Annotated in this window: 11 protein-coding genes; 8 read left to right on the forward strand and 3 right to left on the reverse strand. The window is 75.6% G+C overall.

The genetic code is table 11. From position 1 onward, the window contains the following. Positions 1-192: 192 nt before the first annotated feature. Positions 193-1,617 carry an MFS transporter gene (locus ACPYOM_RS02200; protein WP_481344722.1) on the reverse strand — a complete coding sequence of 475 codons (1,425 nt, stop codon included), beginning with the start codon at positions 1,615-1,617 and terminating at the stop codon, positions 193-195. A gap of 17 nt (positions 1,618-1,634) precedes the next feature. Further along, positions 1,635-3,362, reverse strand: a complete 1,728-nt coding sequence (gene paaN / locus ACPYOM_RS02205) for a phenylacetic acid degradation protein PaaN (RefSeq protein ID WP_481344723.1) — start codon at positions 3,360-3,362, stop codon at positions 1,635-1,637. A gap of 56 nt (positions 3,363-3,418) precedes the next feature. Here paaN and ACPYOM_RS02210 point away from each other — a divergent pair, with 56 nt between their 5' ends. The 7 genes from ACPYOM_RS02210 (at position 3,419) to ACPYOM_RS02240 (ending at position 11,211) form a co-directional block, all read left to right on the forward strand. Then, complete coding sequence (locus ACPYOM_RS02210) at positions 3,419-4,675, forward strand: 3-hydroxyacyl-CoA dehydrogenase NAD-binding domain-containing protein (RefSeq protein ID WP_481344724.1); 1,257 nt, start codon at positions 3,419-3,421, stop codon at positions 4,673-4,675. Next, the gene (gene paaI / locus ACPYOM_RS02215) at positions 4,672-5,157 is read left to right on the forward strand and encodes a hydroxyphenylacetyl-CoA thioesterase PaaI (RefSeq protein ID WP_481344725.1); all 486 of its coding nucleotides are present in this window, start codon (positions 4,672-4,674) and stop codon (positions 5,155-5,157) included. Before ACPYOM_RS02210 ends, paaI begins: the two co-directional genes overlap by 4 nt. A 209-nt stretch (positions 5,158-5,366) precedes the next feature. After that, positions 5,367-6,665, forward strand: coding sequence for a DUF7847 domain-containing protein (locus ACPYOM_RS02220; RefSeq protein WP_481344726.1), 1,299 nt, complete (start codon positions 5,367-5,369; stop codon positions 6,663-6,665). Next, on the forward strand, positions 6,662-7,348 hold the full coding sequence (locus ACPYOM_RS02225; protein ID WP_481344727.1) for a DUF4129 domain-containing protein: 687 nt from the start codon (positions 6,662-6,664) through the stop codon (positions 7,346-7,348). Before ACPYOM_RS02220 ends, ACPYOM_RS02225 begins: the two co-directional genes overlap by 4 nt. Further along, complete coding sequence (locus ACPYOM_RS02230; RefSeq protein ID WP_481344728.1) at positions 7,345-8,841, forward strand: DUF4350 domain-containing protein; 1,497 nt, start codon at positions 7,345-7,347, stop codon at positions 8,839-8,841. The genes ACPYOM_RS02225 and ACPYOM_RS02230 overlap by 4 nt, the downstream gene beginning before the upstream one ends. Next, positions 8,838-9,902: an AAA family ATPase gene (locus ACPYOM_RS02235; RefSeq protein ID WP_481344729.1), complete on the forward strand. Its 1,065-nt coding sequence runs from the start codon at positions 8,838-8,840 to the stop codon at positions 9,900-9,902. The genes ACPYOM_RS02230 and ACPYOM_RS02235 overlap by 4 nt, the downstream gene beginning before the upstream one ends. 13 nt (positions 9,903-9,915) lie before the next feature. Next, entirely contained in the window at positions 9,916-11,211 is a 1,296-nt protein-coding gene (locus ACPYOM_RS02240; protein WP_481344730.1) for a DUF58 domain-containing protein, read from the forward strand. 4 nt (positions 11,212-11,215) lie between these two features. Here the strand turns inward: ACPYOM_RS02240 and ACPYOM_RS02245 are convergent, their stop codons facing one another. Beyond that, on the reverse strand, positions 11,216-12,211 hold the full coding sequence (locus tag ACPYOM_RS02245) for a stage II sporulation protein M (protein ID WP_481344731.1): 996 nt from the start codon (positions 12,209-12,211) through the stop codon (positions 11,216-11,218). 100 nt (positions 12,212-12,311) lie between these two features. On the opposite strand from ACPYOM_RS02245, the gene ACPYOM_RS02250 reads away from it, so the two are divergent. Continuing rightward, the gene (locus ACPYOM_RS02250; protein WP_481344732.1) at positions 12,312-13,142 is read left to right on the forward strand and encodes an RDD family protein; all 831 of its coding nucleotides are present in this window, start codon (positions 12,312-12,314) and stop codon (positions 13,140-13,142) included. The last annotated feature ends 30 nt before the right edge of the window (positions 13,143-13,172 follow it).

Below are 13,172 nucleotides of genomic sequence, written 5' to 3' on the forward strand. Positions count from 1 at the left end.
TCCGTCGTCGGCAGCGTCAGATGTGTATAAGAGACAGGCTGCCAACCCGGGCTGGAGTACCTGTGCCGGGTTGGCAGCTGCTCGGTGTGTTGCGGGGCACGCGGCCTGGGGGACGGCACGGCCGGGGGGTCCGGGGGGTCCGGGGGGTTCCAGGGGTCCGGGCCCGGGCGCCGGGGCGCCGCGCGGTGGGGGTCAGGCGGAGGCGGCTGAGGCGCGGCCGGGGCGGCCGGCGCGGGTGGCGGTCGCGGCACCGATGACGAGGATGAGGACGCCGACGACGGCCGACCCGCTCGCGAGCGCCCCGTAGCCGAGGGACCCCACGACGATGCCGGCCGCGACGCCGCCGCCCGCACCGGCCAGGCCCATGAGCACGTCGGCGAGGCCCTGGGTCGCCGGACGCTCGTCGGTCGAGACGGCGCCGGTGAGCAGCGTCGAGCCGGACACCAGGGTGCACGACCAGCCGACCCCGAGGAGGAAGAGCGCGGCGAGGAGCAGACCCGACCAGCCCGCCGCGGTCCACGACGCGAGCACCGACGCCACCATGAGGACGGCGCCGCCCGCGGTCGCCACCCAGTGGCTGCCCCACCGGTCGACGGCCATCCCGACGAGGGGCGACAGCGCGAACATCCCGAGGATGTGCACCGAGATGACGAAGCCGATGACCTCGAGCTCGGCGTGGCCGTGCTTCATGTGGATCGGCGTCATGACCATGACGCTGACCATGACGAGGTGCCCGAGGGCCATGACGAGCATGCCGGTCAGCGCGCGCGGGTTGGACCGGAGCACCGCGAGGCCGCGGCGCATCGAGCCGTCGTGGTTCGGCGCCTCGCCGGCCGGTGCGGCGGACGGGTCCGCCGGCGCACCGACGGCCTCGCCGGGCGCGTCCACCTGGCCGGCCGAGGCCCCGACCGACGCGTCGGCCGGCAGCACGAGGGACGCCTCGGTGTCCACGCCTCGGGACCGGAGGTCCGCTGCGCGGGACTCGGCGTCGAGGCGTCGCGCGGTCAGGAGCGGGTCGGGACGCAGCAGCCGGTCGACGACGAGCCAGGCGAGGACGAACCCGGCCAGCGAGAAGACGAACACGCCGGACAGCTCGGGCAGGCCGAGCACGTGGGCCACGGCCTTGCCGGGCCCCACGAGGTTGGGGCCGGTGACCGAGCCGATCGTCGTGGCCCACACGACCACGGACAGGTCGCGTCCCCGTCGCGCCGGCTCGGCGAGGTCGGCTGCGGCGTACCGGGTCTGGTTGTTGGCCGTCGTGCCGCCGCCGAAGAGGAACATCCCGACGACGAAGAGGGGGAACGAGCGCAGCACCGCGGCGACGACGACGAGCGCGGCGCCGACGAAGGCCAGGCTCAGCCCGAGCCGGAGCCCGATGCGTCGGCCGCGAGATGCTGTGGCGCGAGCCACCGGGATGGTCAGCAGCGCCGTACCCAGCACCTGCGAGGTGGTGCCGACGCCGGCGAGCGCCTCCGTGCCGCTGAGGTCCTCGGCGATGAGGGCGCCGACCGCGATGCCGCATGCCATGCCGACCCCGCCGAGAACCTGCGAACCGACGAGGGTGCGAACCACCTTGCGCTGCAACGCCGCCCGGTCGGTTGCGACGGGAGTGGGCACCGCCTTCTCCCCGGCGGTCACACGTGCCTGCGCGAGGTGATGACGCGGAACCGGTTGGCGACGAACGCCGCATCGGTGTAGGCGGCGTTGGCGGCCGGGTTGGCTCCCGTGCCGTGGTAGTCGGAGAAGGCGGCGGTCTGGTTGACGAACACCTGGCCGGTGAGGTTCTCCGACAGGGCGACACCGCCCTCCGCCGCCGCCTCGCGGGCGCGGTCGAGGACGTCCTCGGACGTCGAGTACACCGAGGCGGTCATCGCGCCGTGCTCGCGCACCGTGTCGGCGAGCTGGGCCAGCGACTGGTCCGTCGAGGCGGTCCGGATGAGGAAGCCGACCGGGCCGAAACACTCCTGCGTGTAGACGTCCTCGCGCGAGACGTCGACGGCGACGAGCCCGGGTGCGCGCACGACGGCGTCGGGCCAGCTCGGGTGCGTCAGGCGTCGGGAGGCGAGCACGAGGCGGCCGTCGGCGTCGTCGGCCAGCGTCTCGAGGGAGTCGGCGTTGCTGCGGACCTGGTCGTTGACGGTGGCGCCGAGCAGCTCGACCGCCTTGGCGTCCTCGCCCGTGAGACGGGACACGGCGCCGGCCAGCCGCTCGCCGAACTCCTCGAAGCTCAGGTGGCCCTCGTCGGTGTCGACACCGCCGGCGGGCACGTAGACGTTCTGGGGGGCCGTGCACATCTGGCCGGAGTACAGGGTCAGGCTGAAGGCGAGGTTGCCGAGGGCGCCGCGCAGGTCGTCGGTCGAGTCGACGACGACGGTGTTGAGCCCGGCCTTCTCGGTGTACACGAGCTTGCCGAGCGCCGCGCCGCGCTCCTCGAGCCAGGCGCCGAACGCCGGGCCACCGGTGTAGTCGATGATCGCGACCTCGGGCCGCTCGGCGAGCACCTTGGCCAGGCCCTGACCGTCGGACTCGGGCGCGAGCTGGACGAGGGCGGGGTCGAAGCCGGCCTCCTCGAGCACCTCGCGTGCCGCGGCAACCGAGATCGCGAGGGGCAGCACGGCGCGCGGGTGCGGCTTGACGACGACGGCGTTGCCCGTGACGAGCGAGGCGAAGATGCCGGGGTAGGCGTTCCACGTCGGGAACGTGTTGCAGCCGATGACGAGCCCGATGCCGCGCGGCACGAGGCGGTAGTCCTTCTGCATCCGCAGCGGTGCCGGCCTGCCCTCGCGGTCCTTGCCGGGCTTCTCCCAGACGACCGACGCGGGCACGCGCTCCTGCTCGACCAGGCCCGCCGCGACCGCCTCGACCGCACGGTCCTGCGCGTGCGGGCCGCCGGCCTGGAACGACATGACGAAGGGCTGGCCCGAGGTGTGCATGACGGCGTTGGCGATCTCGAAGGAGCGCGCGTTGACGCGGTCGACGATCTCGACGCAGACGGCCGCCCGGACCTGCGGGCCGGCGTCGCACCAGGCGCGCATCGCCTCGCGAGCAGCGGCAAGGCCGGCGTCGAGGTCGAGCGCGGGGTACGTGACGCCGAGGGCCGGGCCGTACGGCGACACCTCGCTGCCGACGGACGTGCCGTCGGTCGGCTGGCTCGCGAGCGCGGCGAACGGCGCGCCGAGGTGCGCCTCGTGGGCGGCCAGCCCCTCCCTGGCGGCGTCCTCGCCGTAGACGCGGGGGCTCGGCGACTCGGGGTAGCGCGAGTAGTAGGTGCGGCCGGCCAGCGCCTGACGGATCTCGTCGAGGACGCCCGTGTGGCGGTCGAGCAGCGGGTGGGTGATGGGCGTCGTCGCCGGTGCAGTCACGCCATCGATGCTAGTCCGGCGCCCGGCCCGCGGACCGGACGAGGCAGGATGGCCGCATGGTCACCGACGACGCCGCCCCGACCCCCACGGACGCCGCAGGCCTCGAGGACGACCGCGGCGGGCAGGCCGGAGGCGAGTCCGCCTTCGGCCGCGTCGCCGTCGTCGGCGCAGGAGCCATGGGAGCCGGCATCGCGCAGGTCGCCGCCGTCGCCGGGCACACCGTCGTCCTCGTCGACGCGGTCCCCGGCGCTGCGGCCTCGGCGCTGGAGCGGATCGGGGCCTCGCTCGAGCGCCTCGCCGACACCGGCCGCATCGAGCAGGCCACCGCCACCGCCACCATGCGACGCCTCGCGACCGCGGAGGCCGTCGGCGACCTGCCGGAGTGCGCCCTCGTCGTCGAGGCGGTGCCCGAGGACCTCGACCTCAAGCGGCGGCTGTTCGCCGAGCTCGCCGAGGGGCAACCCCCGACGGCGGTCCTCGCGACGAACACGAGCAGCATCGACATCGACGCCATCGCCCAGGACGTCACGGACCCCGAGCGCGTCCTCGGCCTGCACTTCTTCAACCCCCCGCCCGTCATGCGCCTCGTCGAGGTGGTGCACGGCACCGTGACCTCGCGCGCCTACGTCGAGCACGCCGTGACGCTCATGGAGGCGTGGGGCAAGACGCCGGTGCGCTGCGCGTCGACGCCGGGGTTCATCGTCAACCGGGTGGCGCGGCCGTTCTACGGCGAGGCGCAGCGCATCGTCGAGTCCGGGGTCGCCGACGCCGCCACCGTCGACTGGATCCTCCGCGAGAGAGGCGGCTTCCCGATGGGGCCGCTCGAGCTGACGGACTTCATCGGCCAGGACGTCAACCTCGCGGTCGGCACGTCGGTGTGGGAGCAGACCGGCCACGACGAGCGCTACGCCCCGACCGACCTGCAGCGTCGGCTCGTCGACGCCGGTCGCCTCGGCCGCAAGACCGGCGCCGGCGTCTACACGTACGGGGCCGACGGCACGCCGACGGACGCCGAGCCAGACCTCGCGCTCGCCGAACGCCTCGTCGGCGGTCTCCTCGAGACCGACCCGCTCGCCCGCACCCTGGCGATGCTCGTCAACGAGGCCGTCGACCTCGTGCACCGCGGCGAGGCGAGCGCCGAGGACGTCGACACCGCGATGCGGCTCGGGACGCGCTACCCCAAGGGGCCGATCGCCTGGGGCCGTGAGATCGGCTTCGACGTGGTCGCCCGGCAGCTCGAGCAGCTCGACGCCGCCTTCCCGGGCGGCCGCTACCGGCCCAGCCCGGCGCTCACCGACGGGAGTCTCGCGTGAGCGCCACCGACGCGTCGGGCGCGTCGGGCGCGTCGGACGCATCGGGCGCGTCGGACGCGTCCGGGGACGAGGTCGCGGCCGGGGTCGCGTTCGCGCACCGCATGTGGGACGACGACGAGGCGTCGCGGCGGCTCGGGATGGAGGCCGTCGTCGTCGAGCGCGACCACGCCGTCGTGCGTCTCACCGTCCGCGACGACATGGTCAACGGGCACGCGATCTGCCACGGCGGGTTCATCTTCACGCTCGCCGACTCGGCGTTCGCCCTGGCGTGCAACTCCCGCGGCGACCTCACCGTGGCGGCCGGGGCCGACGTCACCTTCACGGCACCGGGACGGCTCGGCGACGTGCTCGTGGCCGACGCCCGGGTCCGCACGGCGTATGGACGCAGCGGCCTCACCGACGTCACGGTGACGCGGGCCGCCGACGGCGTCGTCGTCGCCGAGTTCCGGGGGCGCAGCCGTTCGATCCCGTCGGCCGGCTGAGCGGGCCGCTCCCGCGTCGACCCCGCTCCACGAGCCCGCCCGCGACCGCCCGCGACCGCCCGCGAAGGTCCGGAGTGGCCGGCCGGTGCACTGTCCACAGGCCCTCCCGCGGTACCGGACACGGTGTCGTGACGATTGTGGATCACGTGCCGCGGCGGGGCGCCGCGGCGGGGTACATTGCCGCGGACCGACAGGGAGGTTCGCAGACAGTGAGCGACGAGCAGGGGTGGACCACTCCCGGGGCAGCGACGCCGCCCGGTGACGTCCCGCGTGACGTTCCACGTGGCGTCCCGAGTGACGTTCCGGGAGACGTCCCGAGAGACAGGACGCGGGACACGACGGGAGCGGCAGGCGGTGACGCCTGGGCCTCGGCGTCCACCGGCCCGTCCCACGACCCGACGTCCGACGCGTCGTGGGGCCCACCGCCTGGCACCGCACCGTCCACGCCCGCCCAGCCGGTGCCGACGCCCGCCCCGTACGCGGCGTCCCACCGCCCGGCGGCGTACCCGCCCCCGTCGGGATGGGTTCCGCCGCAGCTGGCCCCGAAGCCGGGCATCATCCCGCTCCGGCCACTGACCCTCGGCGAGATCTGGAGCGGGGTCATGACGGCCGTGCGGGGCAACCCGGCGGCCACCATCGGCCTCGCCCTCGTGACGACCGCGGTCGTCCTCGTACCCCTGACGCTCGTCGGCGTGTGGGTCGCCCAGAACATCGCGGGCAGCGCCGCCACGGGCCCGTTCGACGCGACGGCGGACGGCTCCCCCGACGAGTTCTTCCGGATGTTCGACGGCCAGCTGGCCGGCTCGATCCCCCAGATCGCCTCCTACGTCACCGCGCTGCTCCTGCCGCTGTTCATGGCCGTCGTCATCGGCCAGGGCGTGCAGGGCCGGCGCATCGGGCTCGGCGAGACGGCCCGCGCCGCCCGGGGCCGCATCTGGTCGGCGCTCGGCGTCCTGCTGCTCGTGCTGCTCGCCGGTCTCGTCGCCTTCGGCATCCTCGTCGGCGTGGTCGTGGCCGCGTGGGTGGGCACCGGCGACGGCGACGGCCGCGGGGCCGGCCTCGTCACCTTCCTGGCGGTCGTCGTCGCCATCTGGCTCGTCGTCCTGTTCAGCGTGCGGTGGTGCCTCGCCGTGACGATCGTCGTGCTCGAGGGGGCCGGCCCGGTCACGGCCCTGCGCCGCTCGTGGACGCTGACCCGCAAGCGCGGCTTCTGGCGCATCTTCGGCATCCGGCTGCTGACCGCCATCGTCGTCGGCGTCGCGGGGTCGGTCATCGCCGTGCCCCTGAGCTTCCTCAGCGGCCTGATCTCGGCCGGCGCGGTGACCGGCTCGCTATGGCTGGTGCCCGTCCTGCAGGCCTGCGTCGTCCTGGTCCAGAGCGTCCTCACGACACCGTTCAGCTCGGGCGTCGACTCGCTGCTCTACGTCGACCAGCGGATCCGTTACGAGGGCCTCGACGTCGCTCTGCTCCAGCGGTCGATGCAGGGCCACGACGCTCGGGCCTCGTGACCCTCGCGTCGGCCCTGCCCACGAGCCCGCCGCTCGACCCGACGGTCGAGCAGGCCCGGGCCTGGCTGGCCCACGAGCTCGCCGCACCGGCGTACGCCGACGACCGCAACCTCCTCGACCGGTTCCGTGACTGGCTCGGCGAGCAGCTGTCCGGTGTCGGTGGCCCGCCGTCGGCGCCGGGCTGGGCGCTGCCGGTCGCGCTCGTCGTCCTCGCCGTCGTCGTGGCCGCCATCCTCGTCGTCGCGGTACGGCGGTCCCCGGTCGTCTCGCGGGCCGGCGCAGGCGGCGGGGTCCTCGACGAGCCGCACCTGACCTCGGCGGACTACCGGGCCCGGGCCGAGGCCGCCCTCGCCCGGGGAGCCGCGGCCACCGCCACGGCCGACGCCTTCCGCGCCGTGGCCGCCTCGGCCGCCGAGCGCACCCTCCTCGACGACGTGCCCGGGCGCACCGCCCACGAGATCGGCACGACCCTCGCCACGGTCTTCCCGGCCGAGGCCGGCGAGGTGCGCGACGCGGCCGACCTCTTCGACCGTGTCGTCTACGGACGCGTCCCGGTCGAGGTGGAGGACGCCCGCCGCGTCCTCGACCTCGACGCGCGCCTCGGCGCCACGCGTCCGACCCTCGCGGCGGCCCAATCGGGCGGTGTCCCCGCCGAAGCCGTCGGCCGGGGTGGTGCCCGGTGAGCGCGGCGGTGACCGGGGTCGCCGGTGTGACCGACGTCGCGGGGCCGTCGACCGGTCCGACGGCCTGGAACGCGGCCATCCCGCCCAAGGCGCCCCGCAGCCGGCGCCGCACCGCCGTCCGCGTCCTCGTGCTCGTGCTCGCCGCGGTCGTCGCGGTGTGGGCCCTCGCCGCGGTCGTCGCCGGGCCGGCCCGGTCCGGGCTGCCCCTCGACCCCGACGACCCCGGCCACGCCGGCGCCCGGGCGGCGGCCGAGGTGCTTCGCCGGCAGGGCGTCGAGGTGTCCGTCGTGCGCAGCATCGGCGACCTCGAGCGGACGCTCGACTCCGGCGACACCCGCGCCGCGTGGACCGTCGTGCTCACCGACGCCACCTACCTGGGCCAGGGCGCCGCCGAGCGGCTCACCCTCGCCGTCGAGCAGACCCACCGGTTCGTCGTCGTCGAGCCCGACGACGTCGAGCTCGGCGACCTCGGCCTGCCGCTCACCGTCACCGACCGCGGCCGCACGCACCTCAGTGCCGGGTGCACGTCGGGCGTCGCCGACCCCACGGACCGGCTCGAGACCTCGTGGAGCAGCTACGGGCTGCTCCACGGCGCTGCCGGCACCGTCCGCTCGGACCGGGCCGACAACCCCGCCGACCCCACCGACCCCGCCAATCCCACCGATCCGGCCTACCCTAACGACCCAGCCGACCCGGAAGCCCCGCAGCCGCCGGTGCTGTCGCGCTCGGCCGCCGGTGCGACGGTGTGCTTCCCGACCCCCGACGCCGCGACGGGCAGCGGGCAGGCCAGCGGTTCGGACGGCTCCGGGAACACGTCGGAGGGCTCGGGCAGCGCCCCCGGGGGCACCGGCGCCCAGCGTTCCGGCGCCCTCGTCGTCCTCCCGTCGGAAGGCCGCGCGCCCGAGACCGTCGTGCTCGGATCGGCCGGGGCGGTCAGCAACGGCCAGGTGCTCGACGCGAGCCACGCGGCGCTGACCCTGCGGACGCTGGGGCCGACGGAGCACCTGCTCTGGTACGTGCCCGGGGTCTCCGACCTCGATGCACCCGACTCCTCGGGCAACCACGTCACGGACCCCGGCCGCGGCGTGCCCGGCTGGCTCACACCGGGGGCGCTGCTCCTGGCCGCCGCCGTCGTCGCGTTCGCACTGGCCCGCGGGCGCCGGCTCGGTCGCCTCGTCGTCGAGCCGCTGCCGGTCGTGGTCCGGGCCGTCGAGACCACCGAGGCCCGCGGCCGGCTCTACCACCGCGCCGCCGACCGGCCGCTCGCGGCGCGGGCGCTGCGCGCAGGCACCCGCACCCGGCTCGCCGACCGCCTCGGCCTGCCGCGCTCGACCCCGGTCGTCGCCCTCGTCGATGCCGCCGCCCGGGCCTCGGGCCTGCCCCGTTCCGACGTCGAGCTCGCGCTCGACGGTCCCGACCCGACCACCGACCGCGACCTGCTGCTGCTCGCGCAGCGGCTGGCCGACCTCGAGGAGAGCGTGCGAAGCGCATGAGCCAGACGCCCGACCCCCAGACCAGCACCGCGCCCACGACACCACCCGACGAGCCCCAGCCGTTCCGGGACGCCCTGCCCCATGCGCCCGGCCCCGACGGCGACGGCCCCTCGGACGCCGCCCGCCAGGCCCTCAACGCCGTGCGCGCCGAGGTGGCCAAGGCCGTCGTCGGGCAGGACGCCGCCGTCAGCGCGGCCATCGTCGCCCTCCTCGCCCGCGGCCACCTCCTCCTCGAGGGCGTCCCCGGCGTCGGCAAGACCCTCCTCGTCCGATCGCTCGCGGCGGCGCTCGACCTCACCGCCAAGCGCGTCCAGTTCACGCCCGACCTCATGCCGGGCGACGTCACCGGCTCGCTCGTGCTCGACCCGCGCACGTCGGACTTCACGTTCCGCGAGGGTCCGGTGTTCACCAACCTGCTCCTCGCGGACGAGATCAACCGGACGCCACCGAAGACCCAGTCGGCGATGCTCGAGGCGATGGAGGAGCGCCAGGTCAGCGTCGAGGGCAGGCCACGCCCGCTGCCGACGCCGTTCCTCGTGGCGGCCACCCAGAACCCCGTCGAGTACGAGGGCACCTATCCCCTGCCGGAGGCCCAGCTCGACCGGTTCCTCCTCAAGGTGACGCTCCCGCTGCCGCCGCGCGAGGACGAAGTCGCCGTGCTGCGACGGCACGCGGCCGGCTTCGACCCGCGTGACCTGTCGAGCGCGGGACTGCGGGCCGTCGCCGGCCGGGCCGACCTCGAGGCGGGCGTGCAGGCCGTGCGGCGCGTCGAGGTGTCGCCCGAGATCGCCGGCTACATCGTCGACATTGCCCGCGCCACGCGCACCTCTCCGTCCATCTCGCTCGGCGTCAGCCCCCGCGGAGCCACGGCGCTGCTCGCGACGAGCCGCGCCTGGGCCTGGCTCAACGGGCGGTGGTTCGTCACGCCCGACGACGTCAAGGCGCTCGCGCACGCGACCCTCGCGCACCGCCTCGCGCTCCGGCCGGAGGCCGAGCTCGAGGGGGTCAGCGTCGCGGCCGTCCTCGACAGCGCCCTCGCCTCCGTGCCGGTGCCCCGGTGAGCGGAGCCGGCCCGTGGTCGTGACGACGCGTGCCGCGTGGGCCCTGCTCGCCGGTGCGGTCCTGCTCGTGTGGTGGCCCTCGACGGGCACCGTGCTGCTGTGGGTAGTCGCCGTCGCGGTGCTCGCGGCGGTCGACGTCGCACTGGCGCCCTCCCCGCGCGCCCTCCGCCTCGAACGCACCGGCCCCGCGCAGGTGCGCCTCGGCGAGACCGTCCCGACCGACCTGCTCGTCACCAACCCCGGGCGCCGGGCGGTCCGTGGCCTGCTGCGCGACGCGTGGCCGCCGTCCGCGGGAGCGACCCCCGACCGGCATCCGCTGCGCGTCGGCGCCGGCGAGCGGGTCCGCGTCCGCACCCCGCTGCGTCCGACGCGGCGGGGGGACCGGGCCGCCGACCGCGTCACCGTGCGCACCGTGGGTCCGCTCGGCCTGGCCGGCCGGCAGCACTCGACGAGCGTTCCGGGCAGCGTCCGGGTCCTGCACCCCTTCCCGTCCCGACGCCACCTGCCCAGCCGCCTTTCGCGGCTGCGCGAGATCGACGGCCGCTCGGCCGTGCGACGCCGCGGCCAGGGCACCGAGTTCGACTCGCTGCGGGACTACGTCGAGGGCGACGACGTCCGCTCGATCGACTGGCGGGCTACGGCGCGCCGGCGCTCCGTCGTCGTGCGCACCTGGCAGCCGGAGCAGCACCGCCACGTCGTCATCGTCGTCGACACGTCGCGCACGAGCGCGGGGCGCGTCGGCGACGTGCCGCGGCTCGACGCCGCCATGGATGCCGCCCTGCTCCTCACGGCTCTCGCGAGCCGGGCCCACGACCGTGTCGACGTCGTGGCCGGCGACCAGGCCGTCCGGGCCCGGGTCGGCGGGTCCGTCGACCGGGCGACGCTGCTCGCCGACGTCGTGTCGGCCCTGGCGCCGGTCGACGCCGCGCTCGTGGAGGCCGACTGGACGGCCCTCGTGTCGGGCCTCGTCGGCCGCGGCCACCGCCGCGCCCTCGTCGTGCTCCTGACTCCGCTGGAACCAGCGGCCGTCGAGGAGGGCCTGTTCCCCGTGCTGCCCGCCCTCGTCGCTCGGCACCGGGTCGTCGTCGCCAGCGTGGCCGACCCGGCCGTGACGGCCCTGCGGCAGGCGCGCGAGACCGCCCAGGACGCGTACGCCGCCGCCGCGGCCGAGCGCACGAGCGCCCAGCGCCGCCGCGTCGCGGAGGCCTTGGAACGGATGGGCGTCGACGTCATCGACGCCGACGCCGACGCGCTGCCGCCGCGCCTCGCCGACCACTACCTCCGTCTCAAGAGCGAGGGACTGCTGTGACGCGTCAGCCGGCGACCGGAGCGGCGTCGCCGGCCTCGCGGGCGGACACGTCGCCCGTCGTGCCGCGCCGGTGGGTCCGGTGGCCGATGACAAACACGTAGACGAGGAAGGCGCCCCAGGCGACCAGCCCGATGGCGATGCGCGCGGCCGTCGGCAGCCCCGACGGCGTGACGAAACCCTCGATGACACCACTGACGAGCAGCACCGCCACGAGCCCGAGCGCGATGCCGACGACCGTGCGCCCGGCCCGGGCGAACGACGCCGAGCGCGACAACGGTCCCGGCTCGACCCACGACCAGAACAGCCGCAGACCTGCGCCGCCTGCGACGAACACCGCGGTCAGCTCGAGCAGCCCGTGCGGCAGGATGAGCCCGAAGAACAGCGAGGCCCGGTCGTGGCTGACCATGAGCGCCGCGACGATGCCGAGGCCGACGACGTTCTGCCACAGGACGTACAGCACGGGCAGGCCGAGCGCCCCGAACGCGATGCACTGGGCCGCGACCCACGCGTTGTTGACCCAGACCTCCGTGGCGAACTCGTGGTGAGCGAACTCCGAGTAGTACCCGGCGAAGTCCGTGTCGACGTAGGCGTGGATCTGCTCGGCCGTCAGCTGCGACGTGTAGAGCTCGGGGTGCGCCACCGTCCACCACGCCACGAGCGCGGTGACGACGACGCTGCCGACGAGCGTCGACACCCACCAGCGGCGCAGGTCGTAGAGCGCGGCCGGGAAGGTGCTCGTGAAGAAGGCCAGCAGGCCGGCCCACGTCGACGCGTGGCGCCCGGCGAGGGAGAGGCGCGCGCGGGTCAGCAGCGTCGACAGGTGGCGTACGAGCGCCGGGTCCGGCGCCGTCGAGCGCACCTGCGACAGGTGGGTCGAGACGCGTTCGTAGAGGTCCAGCAGCTCGTCGGCCTCGGCGCCCGAGAGGCGGCGCCGCCGGCTCAGCGCGTCGAGGCGCTGCCACTGCTCGTGGTGCGCGGTGACGAGCGCATCGACGTTCACGGCGTCACCCTAGCCGCGCGGGTCCGGCCGCGGGCGGCGTCGGTCCACAACCGGCCGGGTCCGGCCCGCGGGGGTCCTTCGCGGGGTTAGCCTGCCCCTCGTGACGGCGAACGCGCGTAGCACGCCGGTGCCCTACCGGGGGTACGCGGCGCAGGAGTCGGTGACCGGCGAGGGCGTCGCGCTCGAGCTGCCGGTCGCCAACATCGGCTCCCGGGCGGTGGCGGGCCTCATCGACGTCGTCGTCAACGGCCTGGCCTGCTGGGGCCTGGCCGTGCTCGCCCTCGGCCTCACCGAACGGTCGTCCGAGGCGGTCAGCCGGACCGCCCTCGTGGTCGTCGTCGTCGGGGTGCTCGTCGGCGTGCCGGCCACGACCGAGGCGCTCACCCGCGGCCGGACGCTCGGCAAGCTCGTCATGGGTCTGCGGGTCGTGCGCGACGACGGCGGTCCGGTGTCCTCGCGGCACACCCTGACCCGCGCCCTCGTCGGCTGGCCCGAGGTCTACCTGACCTCCGGTGTCGCGGCCCTCATAGCGGGCCTGTCCAGCTCGCGCGTCAAGCGCCTCGGCGACCAGGCCGCGGGCACGTACGTCGTTGCGGAGCGCAGCCGGCTGACCCTGCCGCCGCCGCCGCAGATGCCGGCCGAGCTCGAGGCGTGGGCCGCCCACGCCGACATCGCCCCGCTCGACCCCGGCCTGGCCGCCGCGCTGCGGCAGTTCCTCCCGCGCGCGGCGTCCTTCGCGCCGCACGCGCGCGACGCCCACGGGCGCCAGCTGCTCGGACGCGTCCTCGCGGCGGTCGCCCCGCCCCCACCCGCGGGACACCACCCCGAGACCGTCCTGCGCGCCGTCGCCGCCGAGCGGTACCGCCGCGACCTCGCGCGGCTCGAGCGCGAGCAGCGGCTGCGCGACGCGGTCCTGCCCCGCGAGCTCTGACGCCGGGCCGGCGTCGGTGACGTGGCCCAT

Source organism: Monashia sp. HAY1-2A, from assembly GCF_056755315.1.